The organism is Burkholderia sp. Bp9143 (assembly GCF_003853645.1).
In the GTDB taxonomy this organism is placed as follows: domain Bacteria; phylum Pseudomonadota; class Gammaproteobacteria; order Burkholderiales; family Burkholderiaceae; genus Burkholderia.
Genome location: NZ_QTPO01000034.1, coordinates 45,487 through 61,041, shown reverse-complemented (window position 1 = coordinate 61,041; position 15,555 = coordinate 45,487). Strand labels below are relative to the sequence as shown.

Annotated in this window: 13 protein-coding genes and 1 pseudogene; 7 read left to right on the top strand and 7 right to left on the bottom strand. The window is 68.7% G+C overall.

The genetic code is table 11. The features are described 5' to 3' along the window. Window positions 1-144 precede the first annotated feature (144 nt). Together DIE23_RS24440 and DIE23_RS24435 are read left to right on the top strand one after the other, a co-directional pair. Complete coding sequence (locus tag DIE23_RS24440) at window positions 145-606, top strand: MerR family transcriptional regulator (protein WP_124614483.1); 462 nt, start codon at window positions 145-147, stop codon at window positions 604-606. Then, on the top strand, window positions 590-1,024 hold the full coding sequence (locus DIE23_RS24435) for a carboxymuconolactone decarboxylase family protein (RefSeq protein WP_124614482.1): 435 nt from the start codon (window positions 590-592) through the stop codon (window positions 1,022-1,024). The genes DIE23_RS24440 and DIE23_RS24435 overlap by 17 nt, the downstream gene beginning before the upstream one ends. A 28-nt stretch (window positions 1,025-1,052) precedes the next feature. Here DIE23_RS24435 and DIE23_RS24430 read toward each other — a convergent pair. Continuing rightward, window positions 1,053-2,983 (bottom strand): annotated as a pseudogene (locus tag DIE23_RS24430) (sigma-54-dependent Fis family transcriptional regulator). Between the two features lie 523 nt (window positions 2,984-3,506). Here DIE23_RS24430 and DIE23_RS24425 point away from each other — a divergent pair. From DIE23_RS24425 to lipA, 5 genes are all read left to right on the top strand, one after another. After that, window positions 3,507-4,565 (top strand): ATP-NAD kinase family protein, encoded by a 1,059-nt coding sequence (locus DIE23_RS24425; protein ID WP_124614481.1) that lies wholly within the window; start codon window positions 3,507-3,509, stop codon window positions 4,563-4,565. 99 nt (window positions 4,566-4,664) lie between these two features. Further along, on the top strand, window positions 4,665-5,648 hold the full coding sequence (locus DIE23_RS24420; RefSeq protein ID WP_124614480.1) for a thiamine pyrophosphate-dependent dehydrogenase E1 component subunit alpha: 984 nt from the start codon (window positions 4,665-4,667) through the stop codon (window positions 5,646-5,648). Window positions 5,649-5,709: 61 nt separating this feature from the next. Then, window positions 5,710-6,714, top strand: a complete 1,005-nt coding sequence (locus DIE23_RS24415) for an alpha-ketoacid dehydrogenase subunit beta (RefSeq protein ID WP_124614479.1) — start codon at window positions 5,710-5,712, stop codon at window positions 6,712-6,714. A 4-nt stretch (window positions 6,715-6,718) separates the two neighbouring features. Beyond that, a complete protein-coding gene (locus tag DIE23_RS24410) occupies window positions 6,719-7,834 on the top strand; it encodes an acetoin dehydrogenase dihydrolipoyllysine-residue acetyltransferase subunit (RefSeq protein WP_124614478.1) in 1,116 nt (371 codons plus the stop codon). 2 nt (window positions 7,835-7,836) lie between these two features. Continuing rightward, window positions 7,837-8,802 carry a lipoyl synthase gene (gene lipA / locus DIE23_RS24405; RefSeq protein ID WP_124614477.1) on the top strand — a complete coding sequence of 322 codons (966 nt, stop codon included), beginning with the start codon at window positions 7,837-7,839 and terminating at the stop codon, window positions 8,800-8,802. Here lipA and DIE23_RS24400 read toward each other — a convergent pair. From DIE23_RS24400 to DIE23_RS24370, 6 genes are all read right to left on the bottom strand, one after another. Beyond that, window positions 8,799-10,172, bottom strand: a complete 1,374-nt coding sequence (locus tag DIE23_RS24400; RefSeq protein ID WP_124614476.1) for an MATE family efflux transporter — start codon at window positions 10,170-10,172, stop codon at window positions 8,799-8,801. The genes lipA and DIE23_RS24400 overlap by 4 nt on opposite strands. A 2-nt stretch (window positions 10,173-10,174) precedes the next feature. Then, on the bottom strand, window positions 10,175-11,932 hold the full coding sequence (locus DIE23_RS24395; RefSeq protein ID WP_124614475.1) for a glycosyltransferase family 39 protein: 1,758 nt from the start codon (window positions 11,930-11,932) through the stop codon (window positions 10,175-10,177). Between the two features lie 226 nt (window positions 11,933-12,158). Continuing rightward, entirely contained in the window at window positions 12,159-12,419 is a 261-nt protein-coding gene (locus tag DIE23_RS24385; RefSeq protein WP_124614474.1) for a type B 50S ribosomal protein L31, read from the bottom strand. A 160-nt stretch (window positions 12,420-12,579) separates the two neighbouring features. Beyond that, complete coding sequence (locus DIE23_RS24380; protein WP_124614473.1) at window positions 12,580-13,410, bottom strand: zinc-dependent peptidase; 831 nt, start codon at window positions 13,408-13,410, stop codon at window positions 12,580-12,582. Between the two features lie 38 nt (window positions 13,411-13,448). After that, on the bottom strand, window positions 13,449-15,005 hold the full coding sequence (locus DIE23_RS24375; RefSeq protein ID WP_124614472.1) for an MFS transporter: 1,557 nt from the start codon (window positions 15,003-15,005) through the stop codon (window positions 13,449-13,451). After that, window positions 15,002-15,502 carry a MerR family transcriptional regulator gene (locus DIE23_RS24370; RefSeq protein ID WP_124614471.1) on the bottom strand — a complete coding sequence of 167 codons (501 nt, stop codon included), beginning with the start codon at window positions 15,500-15,502 and terminating at the stop codon, window positions 15,002-15,004. The genes DIE23_RS24375 and DIE23_RS24370 overlap by 4 nt, the downstream gene beginning before the upstream one ends. Window positions 15,503-15,555: the final 53 nt, after the last annotated feature.

Below are 15,555 nucleotides of genomic sequence, written 5' to 3'. Positions count from 1 at the left end.
TCGCTGTAAAGACAGAAAGCCGCGCCGGACGGCGGTTTTGACCATTGTTTACGGTGTCCGCGGCGGTGATTTCAGATTGTCGTGCCTGGCCATTCGACAATGCTTGACTTAGAGTGAACTCTAACTCCTAACCTTGTTCCCGCCATGTCGAAAACCGTATCCAGATCCTCCGCCGCCGGTCCGCTGACGATCGGGCAAGTCGCCGAACTGACCGGCGTGTCGACGCATACGCTGCGGTACTACGAGCAGGCCGGCCTGCTGCGCGCGATTTCGCGCACGGCGGCCGGGCACCGGCTCTATGCGCCGGCCGACCTTGACTGGCTGGCCTTCGTGATGCGCCTGAAGGCGACCGGCATGCCGATCGCGCAGATGCAGCAGTTCGCGGCGCTGCGTGCGCAAGGCGAGTCGACGTTCGGTGCGCGGCGGCGCTTGCTGGCCGCGCACCGCGATGCGGTGCGCGCGCATATTGCGGAGCTGCGGGCGAGCCTCGACGCGATCGGCGACAAGATCGCGTACTACGAGACGCGGGAACGCGAGACGGAACGACGGGCGAACCCTTCTCAATCATCCTCGGAACAGGACGGACACCATGGAACGACTCGTTGAAGATCGCTATGCACGCGGCTGGAACAAGCTGAAGGAAATCGATGGCGAAGTGGGCGAACGCGTGATCGCGGCGCTTGCGCCGATTGCACCGGACTTCGGGCGGCTGCTCGTCGAGTTCGGCTTCGGCGACATCTACAGCCGGCCGCAGCTCGACCTGAAGGCGCGCGAGATCGCGACGATCGCCGCGCTGGCCGCGCTCGGCAACGCGCAGCCGCAATTGAAGGTGCATGTCGAGGCGGCGTTGAACGTCGGCTGCACGCGCGACGAGATCGTCGAGGTGTTCATGCAGATGGCCGTCTACGCGGGGTTTCCGGCCGCCCTCAACGCGTTGTTCGCCGCGCACGAGGTATTCATGCGGCGCGATGAAGCGGCCGGCCGGGACGGCGGCACGACCGACGCGGTCGCGCACGCCGCGTGATGCGAAGCGTGCCGATGCGCTGGATGCGTCAGATGCGGTGCGGCGCAACGATCCGGTGTTTCGCGATGCGCCGGTACAGCGTCGCGCGCGAGATGCCGAGTGCCTGCGCGGCCGCGTCGGGCCGCCAGCGATGCGCGGTGAGCGCCGCGACGATGCGGCCGCGTTCGTCGTCCGGCAGTGCGCCGGCCGTGCCGGCGCCGAGCTGTGCGGCGAGATCGGCCGGCAGGTCGCGCCGTGTCACGCGGGCGGCGTCGCACACCGCGCACGCGTAGCGCAGCACGTTGCGCAGCTGTCGCACGTTGCCGGGCCACGGATAGGCGGCAAGCTGTTCGGCGAGCGTGGTGTCGAGCGTGAGCACGTGGCCGGTTGCCTGCGCCTCTTCGGCGAACACCACGGCGATGACGTCGCGCACGTCCGCGCGCTCGCGCAGCGGCGGCAGCTCGAACGTCGCACCACTCAGCCGGTAGTACAGATCCTCGCGGAACGTGCCGTCGGCCACCATCTGCGCGAGATCGCGGTGCGTCGCGCAAATCACGTCGAGATCGACGCGCACGGGCGTATCGCTGCCGAGCGGCACGACCTCGCCGTCGGCGAGCACGCGCAGCAGGCGCGTCTGCAGCGTGAGCGGCATATGCCGATTTCATCGAGGAACAGCGTGCCGCCGTCGGCGAGCGCGATCTTGCCGCGCGCGCCGTGCTTGCGTGCACCGGTGAACGCACCGGCCGCGTAGCCGAACAGTTCGCTTTCGATCAGCGCCTCGGGCAGCGCGCCGCAGTTGACCGCGACGAACGGCCGTGCGCGCCGCGCACCGGCGTCGTGGATCGCGCGCGCGAACACTTCCTTGCCCGCGCCGGTTTCGCCGAGCACGAGGATCGGCAGCCGCTTGCTCGCGACACGCAGCGCGAGTTCGGCCTGCTGCGCGACGCGTGCGTCGCTGCTGTGCAGGAACGGCGTCAGCGCGCCGACGTGGCGCTGCGCGGTGCCGGGGCGGCGCGATGCCGGGGCGGCCCGTGCCGCACCGGTTTCGCGGCCGGCGCGTCGTAGCGGCGCGCGCAGCCGCGCATAGAGCGGGGCGCCGGTCGCGCGTAGCCGCAGCGCGACGATCGCATCGAGCCGCGCGGCGTCGCGCAGCGGCATCTCGGTCGCATCGAAGATCTCGTCGATATGGCGCGGTTCGCGCAGCGCCGGCAGCGCGTCGCGCGCCTGCCGGTTCGCCGCGACGATATTGCCGCATTCGTCGAACGCGATCAGCCATTCGGGCTGCGCCTCGACGTAGTGACGATTCGGATGCCCGAACAATATCCAGTGCTGCGCGGTGCTGTGCACGAAATAGCCGTCCTCGATCAGCGCCGCGCTCTGCCGCACGAGCTGGTACACGAGACGCTGGCTGTCGCGACCGTCCGGCGACTGGACGGCCGATGCATCGAGCACGCCGATCAGTTCGCCGCCCGGCGCGAAGATCGGGGCCGCGCTGCAGGTGAGCGTGGTGAATGCCGCGCGGAAATGATCGGTCTTGTGCACGGTGATCGGCGCGAGATCGGTCAGCACGCTCGCGACGCCGCAGGTGCCTTCCTCGCTTTCCGACCAGCACGAGCCGATGTGCAGCCCCGCATGGCGGAAGTCGTTGCGGCGCTCGCGGTCGATCCGGTAGTCGATCGTCACGCCGTGCGCGTCGGTCAGCATCACGCAATAGTCGGCGACGCGAATCATGTCGTGCAGACGCGTCAGGCACTGGCCCGATGCGCGCAGGAACGCCTCTTCCTTGTCGCGCACCTCGCGCAGCTCGGCCGCGGTCAGCACGCGCGGGCCGATCGACGACGCCGGGTCGAGCGCGTAGCGCTCGAGCGAGCGCTGCCACGACGACACGAGACGCGCGGAATCGGCCGGCGCGGGCAGGCGCCCGGCGAGCGCGCCGAGCACACGGTCGGCGTGCTGGGCCTGGGGGACGGCGTAGGGCATGGTCGGCTCCGGTTCCGTACGGCAGGGAATTCGATGTTCTTGTAGCACATCCGCTTGCGCGGATCACATTGCATCGCAGCACGCGCGCGCGTGAGACGTTCGTCTCAGCGGGATCTCAGTCGGTCTCGCGCGGTTGAGACATGGGGACATGTCACGCGCGACGGTGCTCCGGAGCACGGCGGTGCGCGCCGCGCCGCGATCCGCGTGGCTTCGCGGCGAAATCGCAACCCGGATGACGGCGCCGAAACCGGTGCACCGGCAGATCGGCGGCGTGAGACGCACGGGCGGTTTCGCGGAGCGTCGGGCTGTCACGGCAGCAGATGTCGATGGCAGGCGTACCCACCGAGCCAGTCCGGACGCGGGTTTCGCGGTCGTTGCCCACACGATGGCACGCCGCTTGCAGATGTCACGGGCAAGTCCGGCGCGATCGCGTCGGCGACGACGATCCGCCGCCCTCGATGACGGCGGACGACACATGCAGGGCCGGTGCGCGAGCGCCGGTCCACTGGATGGAGACAAACCCGTGACGACGCCCGTGACCGTCGGCGTGATCGCGAACCCCGCATCGGGGCGCGACATTCGCCGCCTGACGACGCATGCATCCGTGTTCCCGACGGCGGAAAAGGCCAACATGGTCGTGCGCCTGCTCGCCGGTCTCGGCGCGATGGGCGTCGAGCGCGTGCTGACCTTGCGCGACAAGACGGGCATCGCGACGCTGCTGATGCGTGCGCTCGATACACATCACGCGGTCGCGCCGCACGAGTGCTGGCCCGACGTCGAATTCGTCGACCTGCCGATCTCGGACACCGTCGCCGATACGCAGGCCGGTGCCGCATACATGCGCCGGATGGAAGTCGCGCTGATCGTCGTGCTCGGCGGCGACGGCACCCACCGCGCGGTCGCCGCGCATTGCGGCGCGACCCCGCTCGTCGCGCTGTCCACCGGCACCAACAACGCGTTTCCCGAACATCGCGAGGCGACCGTCGCGGGCGTCGCGGCTGGACTCGCCGCGACCGGCGCCGTGCCGGCGGAGGTCGCGTTCACGCGCAACAAGCGGCTCGTCGTGCGCTGCGCGGCCGGCGCGAACGCGGGGCGCGAGGAGATCGCGCTCGTCGACGTATGCGCGGCCCGCCAGCGCTTCGTCGGCGCGCGCGCGATCTCGGGTCCCGACGATATCGACACGCTCTACCTGACCTTCGCGGAGCCGGACGGCATCGGCCTGTCCGCGCTCGGCGGCGCGTGGGCGCCGCTCGAGCGCAGCGCGTCGCACGGGCTCGCGATGCGCTTCGCCGCCGACGGCAAGACGGCCGGCACGCCGCTCGTCGCGCCGATCGCACCCGGGCGCGTCGATCGCGTCGTGATGCGCAGCTGCGAGCGGCTCGAACCGGGTGCATGGCAGACGATCCCGTTCGAGCACGGCACGCTCGCGTTCGACGGCGAGCGCGAGATCGAGGTCGCGCGCGGCGACCGCTACGAGATCGCGCTCGACTGGCGCGGGCCGCTGACGGTCGACGTCGGTCGCACGTTGCGTTACGCGTCGTCGCGGCAGTTGTTGCGCGACGCCGGCGCGCGGCGCGGCTGACGGCAGCTTCACGTTTTATCGACGGCCGCAAGCCGTGCAATCCGTCGCCGGGGCGTTGCCGCGGCGGCACTCGCAGTCAGACCTACCCAGGAGACACACATGACCGTTTCGACACAGCTCAGCAGGGACACGCTGCTGGACGCCTACCGGCTGATGCGCACGATCCGCGAATTCGAGGAGCGGCTGCACGTCGAGTTCGCGACCGGCGAAATCCCCGGCTTCGTGCACCTGTACGCGGGCGAGGAGGCCTCCGCGGTCGGCACGATGCTGCACCTAGGACTTGAAGACTACGTTGCCACCACGCACCGCGGGCACGGCCACTGCATCGCGAAAGGCGTCGACGTGCACGGGATGATGGCCGAGATCTACGGCAAGAAGACGGGCGTCTGCCACGGCAAGGGCGGCTCGATGCACATCGCCGACCTGTCGATGGGGATGCTCGGCGCGAACGGGATCGTCGGCGCGGGCGGCCCGCTCGTATGCGGCGCGGCGCTCGCGGCCAAGCACAAGAAGACGGGCGGCGTCGGCGTGTGCTTCTTCGGCGACGGCGCGTCGAACCAGGGCGTGATCTTCGAATCGATGAACCTCGCGTCGGTGTGGCGGCTGCCGGCGATCTTCGTGGCCGAGAACAACGGCTATGCGGAAGCGACGTCGTCGAGCTGGTCGGTCGCCACCGACAACATCGCCGATCGCGCGAACGGCTTCGGGATGCCGGGCGTGATCGTCGACGGCTTCGACTTCTTCGCGGTGCACGAGGCGCTCGGCGAAGCCGTCGCACGCGCGCGCAACGGCGGCGGCCCGACGCTCGTCGAGGTGAAGTTCACGCGCTACTTCGGCCACTTCGAAGGCGATGCGCAGACCTACCGCGCGCCGGGTGAAGTGCAGAAGCTGCGCGACGAGAAGGACTGCCTGAAGCATTTCGAAACGCGCGTCGTGCGTGCCGAGGTGCTGACGACCGACGACCTGCGCGCGGTCGATGCGCAGGTGAAGGCGCTGATCGACGATGCGGTCGCGCAGGCGAAAGCCGCGCCGCTGCCCGACGCGGCCGACCTGCTGACCGACGTGTACGTGTCGTACCCGTGAGCGCGCCCTGATTCACCCGCTGGCGGCCGGCACGGCGAACCGAATATTCCAGGAGACAGACATGGCAAGGAAAATCACTTATTCGCAGGCGATCAACGAGGCGCTCGCGCAGGAAATGGCGCGCGACGACAGCGTGATCGTGATGGGCGAGGACAACGCAGGTGGCGCGGGCGCGCCGGGCGAGGACGACGCATGGGGCGGCGTGCTCGGCGTGACGAAGGGGCTGTTCCACAAGTTTCCCGGCCGCGTGCTCGATACGCCGCTGTCGGAAGGCGGCTATATCGGCGCGGCGGTCGGCGCGGCCGCGTGCGGGATGCGGCCCGTCGCGGAGCTGATGTTCATCGATTTCATGGGCGTGTGCTTCGACCAGATCTTCAACCAGGCCGCGAAATTCCGCTACATGTTCGGCGGCAAGGCGGTGACGCCGGTCGTGATCCGCGCGATGTATGGCGCCGGGCTGCGCGCGGCCGCGCAGCATTCGCAGATGCTCACGTCGCTGTTTACGCACATTCCGGGGCTGAAGGTCGTGTGCCCGTCGACGCCTTACGACGCGAAGGGGCTGCTGATCCAGGCGATCCGCGACAACGACCCCGTGATCTTCCTCGAACACAAGCTGCTCTACACGCGCGAGGGCGACGTGCCCGAGGAGTCCTATGCGATTCCGTTCGGCGAGGCGAACGTCGTGCGCGAAGGCGACGACGCGACGATCGTCACGTATGGCCGGATGGTGCATCTCGCGACCGACGCGGCCGCGAAGCTCGCGAAGGACGGCATCCAGGTCGACGTGATCGACCTGCGCACGACGTCGCCGCTCGACGAGGAAACCATCCTCGAGAGCGCGCAGCGCACCGGGCGCGTGGTGGTGGTTGATGAAGCGAACCCGCGCTGCTCGATCGCGACCGATATCGCCGCACTGGTCGCCCGGCGAGCGTTCCATTCGCTGAAGGCGCCGATCGAGCTCGTGACCGCGCCGCACACGCCCGCGCCGTTCGCCGGCGTGCTGGAAGACCTGTACATCCCGTCCGCCGACGCGATCGCGCGGGCGGTACTGAAGACGAGGAGCTGACACGATGTCGATTCACATGATCACGATGCCCAAGTGGGGGCTGTCGATGGAGCAGGGGCAGGTCAACGGCTGGCTGAAGGCGATCGGCGAGCGCGTGACGAAGGGCGACGAAGTGCTCGACGTCGAGACCGACAAGATCTCGTCGGGCGTCGAGTGCGCGTTCGACGGCACGCTGCGCCGGCAGGTCGCGCAGGAGGGCGAGACGCTGCCGGTCGGTGCGCTGCTCGGCGTGGTGGCCGCGGCCGACGCGAGCGATGCCGACATCGACGCGGCGATCGCCGAATTCCAGCGCGATTTCGTGCCGAGCACGACCGCCGACGACACGGCGGGCCCGCAGCCCGAGAAGGCGCAGATCGGCGGACGCACGGTCCGGTTCCTGAAGCTCGGCGACGGGTCGGGCACGCCTGCGGTGCTGATCCACGGCTTCGGCGGCGACCTCAACAACTGGCTGTTCAACCATGCGGTACTCGCCGCGCACCGGCCCGTGTGGGCGCTCGATTTGCCCGGGCACGGCGAGTCGGGCAAGGCGGTCGACACCGGCAGCCTCGACGAACTGGCCGACGCGGTGCTCGCGTTGCTCGATGCGCAGCACATCGACCGCGCGCATCTGATCGGCCATTCGATGGGCGGCGCGGTCGCGATGGCGGCGGCCGAGCGCGCACCGGAACGCGTGGCGTCGCTGACGCTGATCGCGAGCGCCGGGCTCGGCGCCGACATCAACCGCGGCTACATCGACGGCTTCGTCGCCGGCAACAGCCGCAATACGCTGAAGCCGCACCTCGGCGCGCTGTTCGCGGACCACGCGCTCGTCACGCGGCAACTGGTCGAGGACCTCGTCAAGTACAAGCGGCTCGAAGGCGTGCAGGCCGCACTGGAGAGGATCGCGAACGCCGCGTTCGACGGCGCGACCCAGCGGCGCGTGTTCCGCGACCGCGTCGGGTCGCTCGCGCCGCGCACGCTCGTGATCTGGGGCGAGCGCGACCAGGTGATTCCGGCGCAGCATGCGCAGGGCTTGCCGGACGGCGTGCGGGCCGAGGTGATCGCCGGCAGCGGCCACATGGTGCAGATGGAGGCGGCTGCCGACGTGAACCGCCTGATCGTCGCGTTTCTCGGAGACTGACGATGGCCGCCGCGCTCGAACGACCCAGCCTCACCGCGCTCGGCCAGCCGGGCGCGAGGAGCCGCGACAAGCTCGCGCGCATTCCGGTGCGCGTCGAGCCCGCGGCCGGCGCGGCGCTGCCGAAGCCGCCGTGGCTGCGGGCGCGGCCGATGATGAGCGGGGCGGTCGCCGACATGGCGGCCGTGCTTCGCGATCACCGGCTGCATTCCGTCTGCGAGGAGGCCATGTGCCCGAACATCGGCGAATGCTTCGCGCAGCGCACCGCGACCTTCATGATCATGGGCGGGCTGTGCACGCGGCGCTGCCCGTTCTGCGATGTCGCGCACGGCCGCCCCGAGCCGCTCGATTCCGACGAGCCCGCGCGGCTCGCCGACGCGGTCGCGGCGCTCGGACTGCGCTACGTCGTGATCACGTCGGTCGATCGCGACGACCTGCGCGACGGCGGCGCCGCACATTTTGCCGCCTGCATCGCGGCGGTGCGCGCGAGCGTGCCGGGCATCGGCGTCGAGGTGCTGACGCCCGATTTCCGCGGCCGCGTCGCGCGTGCGCTCGATGCGTTGTCGTCGGCGTGGCCGGACGTGTTCAATCACAACATCGAGACGGTGCCGTCGCTGTATCGGGCGGCACGGCCGGGCGCCGACTATCGCGGCTCGCTCGAACTGCTCGCGCAGGCGAAGGCCGCGCGGCCGACGCTCGTGACGAAATCGGGCTTGATGCTGGGGCTCGGCGAGCGCGACGACGAGGTGCGGGACACGCTGCGCGACTTGCGCGCGCACGAGGTCGACGTGCTGACGCTCGGCCAGTACCTCGCGCCGTCCGCGCACCATCTGCCGGTGCGGCGCTACGTGAGCCCCGATGCGTTTGCCGCGTGGCGCGACGAGGGGCTGGCGCTCGGTTTCAGGGAAGTCGTTGCCGGCCCGCTCGTGCGGTCGTCGTATCACGCGGCCGACGTGCTGGAGGATGCTTAAACCGCGGGCCGCGTGTCCGTGCGGACGGACAGCTGCGCGCGGCTGACGTGTCGCAGGTATAGCGCGAGGCCCGCGCCCGCGAGCATCAGGCTGATCGTGTTCGCGAACCAGAAGCCGCGCGCGCCGGTCAGCCAGGCGGGTGCGATGCCGCCGACGTCGAAGCCGAGCACGTAGCCGCCGCCAAGCCCGACGCCCCACAGCGCGACCGCATAGATCACGGTCGGCACGACCGCGACCTTGTACGCGCGCAACACGAATGCGGACGTGATCTGCAGCGCGTCGAAGAAGTGGTAGCAGGTGACGATCGCGACCAGCGGCAGCGCGGCGGCGGCCACGGCCGGGTTCGGCGTGTAGCCGCTGACGATCAGCGGACGCAGCGCAAACACGAGCACGCCGTAAGCGGCCGCGATCCCGCACGCGAGCATCACGCTGTGCCGGCCGAGCAGGCGCGCCTCGTCCGGCCGGCCGGCACCGAGTGCGCGCGCGACGAGCGTCGATGCCGCGACACCGATCGATAGCGGCGTCATGTACAGCACCGCGCCGATGTTGCCGGCGATCTGGTGGCCGGCGAGCGTCGTCGTGCCGAACTGCGCGATGAAGAGCGCCATGCACGTGTACGACGTGACCTCGATCAGGTACGACAGGCCCATCGGTACGCCGAGCTTCAGGATCGCCTTCTGGCGCGCCCATCCGGGCCAGCAAAAGCGCGAGAAGATCGAAAGCGGCGAGAACACGTCGAGCTTCGCGAGCAGCGTGAAGCCGATCAGCGCGAGCGCCCAGTTGATCAGTGTGCTGGCGAGTCCGCAACCGGGGCCGCCGAGGGCCGGTACGCCGAACCCGCCGAAGATGAACCACACGTTGAGCGGAAACTTGAGCAGCAGCGCGCCGATCTGCAGGATCATCGCGAGGCGCGGCTTGCCGGCCGCGTTGGTCAGCGCGTTGTAGATCCGGAACACGAGGCTCGCCGGCAGGCCGTAGGACAGGATCCGCAGGTAATCGACCGTGCGGTCGTGCAGCGCGGGCGGTGCGTGGGCGATGTGCAGCAGCGGTTCGGGAAAATGCAGCAGCAGGAAGCCGGGTACCGCAAGCATCAGCGCGAGCCACAGGGCCTGGCGGACTTCCTCGCCGATCTCGGCGTAGCGCCGTGCGCCGTACAGCTGCCCGGTGATCGGCTGCAGCGCGGACAGGATGCCCGTCATCCCGATGTAGACCGATACGTAGATCGACGAGCCGAGCCCGAGTGCGGCCAGGTCGATGGCCGAGTAGCGGCCGACCATCGCCGTGTCGATCACGCCGAACGCGATGATCGCGAGCTGGCCGACGAGCACCGGCCACGCGAGACCGACGATCCGGCGGATGTCGGCGAACATCGTCAATCGACGGTCCGGTGGCGCGGGCCGCGGCGCTTGACGGGCGTCGTCGGCCGCTCGATGCGCTCGTACAGGCGGAAGCGCTCGTCGCGGTCGGCCACGCGACGGCCTTCCCACACGAGACGCCATACGTATTGCGACATCGCGCTCGGCTCGCCGAAGTCCGCGCGGTCCTGGCGCAGGATCACGTCGCAGTCGCCCGAGAATTCGAAGTGCATGTCGCCGAAGTACGCGAAGGTCGCGATCTGCGCATCGCCGAGCCGCACGGGCGAGATGCACTCATAGTCTTTCGGCAGATGCGACGCGATCTGTTGCGCGACGTCGCTGTAGGTCCGGCCGTAGTTGACGATCGGCAGCCACAGCGTCATCAGCAGCACCCACATCAGCGTGGTGCCCGCGCCCGACAGCACGACGCTGCGCCACAGCACCTTCGGCTGGCGCGAGATGCGCCAGCGCGCGAGCAGGCACCAGCATACGGTGACGATCACCGCGCAGATGAACGACAGGATCTTGAAGTGCGGTTCGTAGCCCGGCACGAGGCGCGCGAGGTTGCGTGCGAGCGGATGCGGGAAGCCCGTGAGCGACGCGAGCCACACGAGCCACACGAAGGTGCCGAGGATCGTGAAGCTCAGCACCGCGAACCAGTCGAATGCGTTGATCGCGCCGCGCTTGAGGGTCGGCAGCGCGAAGGTGGCGAGCACCGCGAGCGGCGGCAGCAGCAGCATGTACATGCGGTTCGACTGCTGGCTCTGCAGGATCACGAGCGCGACGAGCGGCACCACGACCGACAGTGGAATCGCGATGTGCGCGCGCCGGCGCATGCCGGCCCAGCTCCACCAGGCCCAGATCGCGAGCGGCCACGCGGGCCACGTGAACAACGGCAGGTTCTTCGCCGCGTAGGCGAGCACCGCGGTCGGCGGCCCCGAAAAGCGCATCAGGCTGCCGTGGATCCACTGGTTGAAGAACCACGCGGCGTCGTCGGGCGCCGCATTGGAGGCGGCGAGCGGCCACAGCGCGAAGATCGCGGCCGCGAGCGGCAGGCCGACCAGCGGCAGGCGCAGGTTGCGCATCTCCGGCGTGACGAGCCACAGCGCGGCCGTGCCGGCGAGCAGCGCGACGACGAGCACCGGATTGCCGGACAGGGCGACGAGGCCGACCGCGACGCCCCACCACAGCGCACCTTGCATCGGCTTGTCGATGCCGCGCACGATGCCGTACACGAGCATCGCGATCCACGCGAACTGCGCGAGCTGCGGCGTCGTTTCGTGGCCGCGCTCCGCGAGCCCGAAGCACGCGACGAGGATCAGCAGCGCGCCGTCGGCGAGCGTGCGGCCGTAGTCGCGCGGCTCCGGCTCGCCGCCGAATGCGTACTTGAACGGCTGGACCTCGGCGCGCCGGCCGAGCAGGTAGGCGGCGTACCAGACGAACGCGCACGCGACGCAGAACAGCACGCCCGTGTCGACGCGCGACGCATTGCTCGCGTCGACCCACGGCGCCAGCGCACGGATCGACAGCGCGCCGAGCCAGTAGCCGAGCGGCCCGTCGGTCGTGATGAACTTGCCGACGAGATTCGGCAGCAGCCAGTCGTGCCAGCCGCCGGTGGCCATCGTCCACATCACGCCGAAGCCCGCCGCGTCCTCGTTCTTCCACGGGTCGCGGCCGAACAGGCCGAACGCCGCGTAGACGAGGCAGAGCGTGAGCAGCAGCCAGCGCGGCAGCGCGCGCGTGGCGGAGGCGGTGAGACGAACGACAGGCTTCATGCAGATGTGCGATTTGTTATGGGCGGGCGGCCGGTGCGGTCATGTGCCGACGGTGCCGGATTCGAGCATCCGGCATTGTAGACGTGCCGGCCGTTGTGCGTCGGACGATTGCCCGGGCGCTGGCCGGCGTGTGGTGTTTTCCCGGCGAGCGGAGACAAAAAAGGGCAGCCTGGGCTGCCCTTTCGTGCGGTACCGGTGCATTGCAACCACCGGATCGGTGCGAAGCTTACTTCGCCTTGCCGTTGGCGCGTACGCCGAACTTGTTCTTGAACTTCTCGACACGGCCTGCCGTGTCCATGATCTTTTGCTGACCCGTGTAGAACGAGTGCGATTCCGACGACACTTCGATCTTGGCGAGCGGGTAGGTCTTGCCTTCGTGGTCGATGGTTTCACGCGTCTGGATCGTCGAGCGCGTGATGAACTTGAAGCCGTTCGACATGTCTTGGAAGACGACTTCGCGGTAATTCGGGTGGATGCCTTCTTTCATGGTCTTTCCTTGGTGAGAGCGGTAGCCAACCCGCCGCTTGCCGTGCCGGATCGCGCAATTTGCGCGGATCAGCGGACGTCAAGCCCGGCGCGAGCCACTTGCCTAAGGTCGAAAAATGTGGATTATGCCAGAAAATCAGACGGTTGACGAATAATTTTCATCACGCGTCGAGGGCGCCCGTCCGGGCCGGATCCTGTCGGTAGTAGCGGGCGAGCAGGCGGTAGAGCTCCGGAAATTCGGACTCGAACGCACGCGGCCGCACGAACAGCGCCTCGCTGCACACCGCAAAGAATTCCGACGGATGATCGGCCGCATAGGGATCGATCAGCGAGTCGCGCTCGAAGCGCGCCCACGCGCGATCCGGCACCGCATCGACCCGCGCGCAGAACTGGTCGTACGCGTGCTCGAACACGTCGGCCCACGCCTGCGCGTCCAGGTGCGGCGCGTGCCAGCGGCGAAAGAGGGGCGGATACCCGTCGGCTTCGCCGTTGACCATGTCGATCTTGTGCGCGAACTCGTGGATCACGACGTTGTACGCGTCGCGGCCGTCCGTCATCTGCGCGTCCTCCCACGACAGGATCACCGGTCCGCCTTCCCACGCTTCGCCGCTCGCATCCTGCTCGACTTCATGGACGACGCCGTCCTCGTCCTGCACGGTCTTGCGGATCACGAATTCGCCCGGATACACGACGACGCCGACCCAGCCGTCGTACAGCGATAAATCGAGGTTCAGCACGGGCAGGCACGCCTGGGCGGCGATCGCGACGATCATCTCGTCGGTCAGTTCGAGCCCGTGCGCGGTCGAAAACGATTTCTTCGCGATGAACAGGCTCGTCAGCTCGCGCAGCCGGCCCAGGTCGCCCGGCGTCAGCGCATCGAGGAACGGCAGGCGCGCGACGGTGTCTTGCCACAGCGCATCGGGAATCGGGTGGCTGCGCAGTGCGCGGTCGCGGCGGCGGTCGTCGAACCAGCGGGTCAGTTTCGAGAGCATGGAAGCAGCGCAGGAAGATCCAAAGCCTGTCTTTTAACTCAATCGATCTCTTTTTGCCATGCCGCGAAGAGGCCGCCGACGAGCGCGACGCCTGCGAGGAAATAGAAACCGTCGAGCGACGCGAGGAACGACGCCTGTTGCGCGACCATTCGCGCGATCGATGCGATCGCGAGGGCGTGCGCCTCGTTCAGTGCATGGCCGGCGGCCGCGTAGCTGCGCGCGAGGGTGTCGACGGTCTGCTGGAACAGCGGATCGAACACGTTCGCGCGCTCGACGAGCCGCGTCTGGTGCACGGCCAGCCGGTGCTGCTCGACGATGATCACCGATGACGTCGCGAACGAGATCGTCAGTTGCCGCACGATGTTCTTCAGCCGGTAGCCGTGCGTGTATTCGTCGATCGCGAAGATGCGGAACGTCAGGTTCGCGACCGGCAGCACGATGAACAGCAGCAACAGCCCGCGCAGCAGCAGCGGGACGATCAGCGCGGCCTCGCCGACCTGCGGCGTCATCCGCGTCATCCACAGCGCGGCGACGATCGCGATCGCGAACCCCGGCACGACGAACCATTTCTTGTGCGTGACGCGCTTCGCATAGCGCAGGTAGGCGAATAGCGCGGTGGCCGAGATCAGCGACATCGTGCCGACCAGGCGCCCGGCGTTCTCGACCGGATAGCCGAGCCCGCCTTCGAGCAAACGGGAGGTCAGGTAGCTGAAGCCGGTCGACTCGTAGTAATAGAACATGTACAGCAGCAGTCCGACCTGGAACGTGCGCTCGCGAAAAGCATGCAGCCGCACGAGCGGCGTCGGATGGTTCCACTGGTGATGGGCGAACCACGCGAGCGCGCCCAAGCCGGTGAACGTCAGCATGATCAGCATCGGCGAGCCGCTGTAGAGCTGGTAGTGCACCTGCTGCAGCACGATCTGCAGCGCGCCTTGCGCTAGCGCGAACACGACGTACGGCCAGAAATGGCCGGAGCCGCGTTCGTCGTCGGGCGTCCTGCCCGAATCGGGCAGTGTGAGGAGTGCGAGGATCGCGAACGCGATGCCCGCGGGCGCGGTGCACGCGAACAGTGCACGCCACGTCGAATGCGCGACGAGCAGCCCGCCGACGATCGGTGCGAGCGCGCTGCCGAGCAGGATCATGATCAGGAATGCGCGCGTGGCGGGCGGCCGCTCCTGCGGCTTGAAGCTGACCTGGATCAGGATCCGGCAGGCTCCCATCATCGGGCCGATGAAGTAGCCCTGGAAGCCGCGCGCGAACGCGAGTTCGAGCGACGTGTCGGCGAGCGCGGCCGCGATCGCGCCGAACGAGAACATCAGCATGCAGCCGGCGACGTAGCGACGATGCCCGAGCCGGTCGACCCACCATTGCTGCTGCAGGATGCCGAGCACGGCGGTGACCGCATACGCGCTGGACGACCACACGAGTTCGTCGGGCGACGCGTTGATGCCGCCCGCGATGTAGCTCGCGAAGAACGAGAAGGCCGCGTTGTCGAAGTAGTCGATGCCGGTGACGAGCGCGAGCGCCCACGGGAACAGGTCCGCACGCAGGTTCGCGCGGCTCCACAGCGGCGAGCGACCCGGCGCGACGTTCATTCACGGTCCTTGCGCGTGCGCCGCGTGCCGGCTTCGGCCTGCCGCTGTGCGATCAGCGCGTCGGGGTTTTCGCCGGCGAGGCGCCGTTCGATGTAGTCGATGTCGTGCTGCAGTTCCTTGCGCAGCGCGACGGCTTCCTTCAGCTCACGCTGGACGGCCGCGATTCGCTGGTCGAGCGTGTCGATCTGCTCGGCGAGCCCCGAGCGGATGTCGCGTAATGACGCGTCCGAATAGCGGCGCCGACCGTCGCCCGTTTCCTCCAGCGGGCGCTTGAGCATCTCGGTGATGCCGTGCAGCGAAAAGCCGAGGGCGCGCAGCCGCAGGATGCGGGCGAAGCGTTCGAGATCGGCTTCGTCGTAAAGACGATAGCGGCCGCCGCTGCGCGACGGCGTGACGAGCCCCCGCTCTTCGTAATACTTCAGCGTGCGCGGCGTGACGCCGAGCCGCGATGCGGCGTCGCTCACGGTCAGCAGCGAGGGGGAGGCGTCGGTCGGCATCGGGATGGCAGGGCTTGGGTCGGGTCGAAGACGCGATTATAGATCAACCTGTA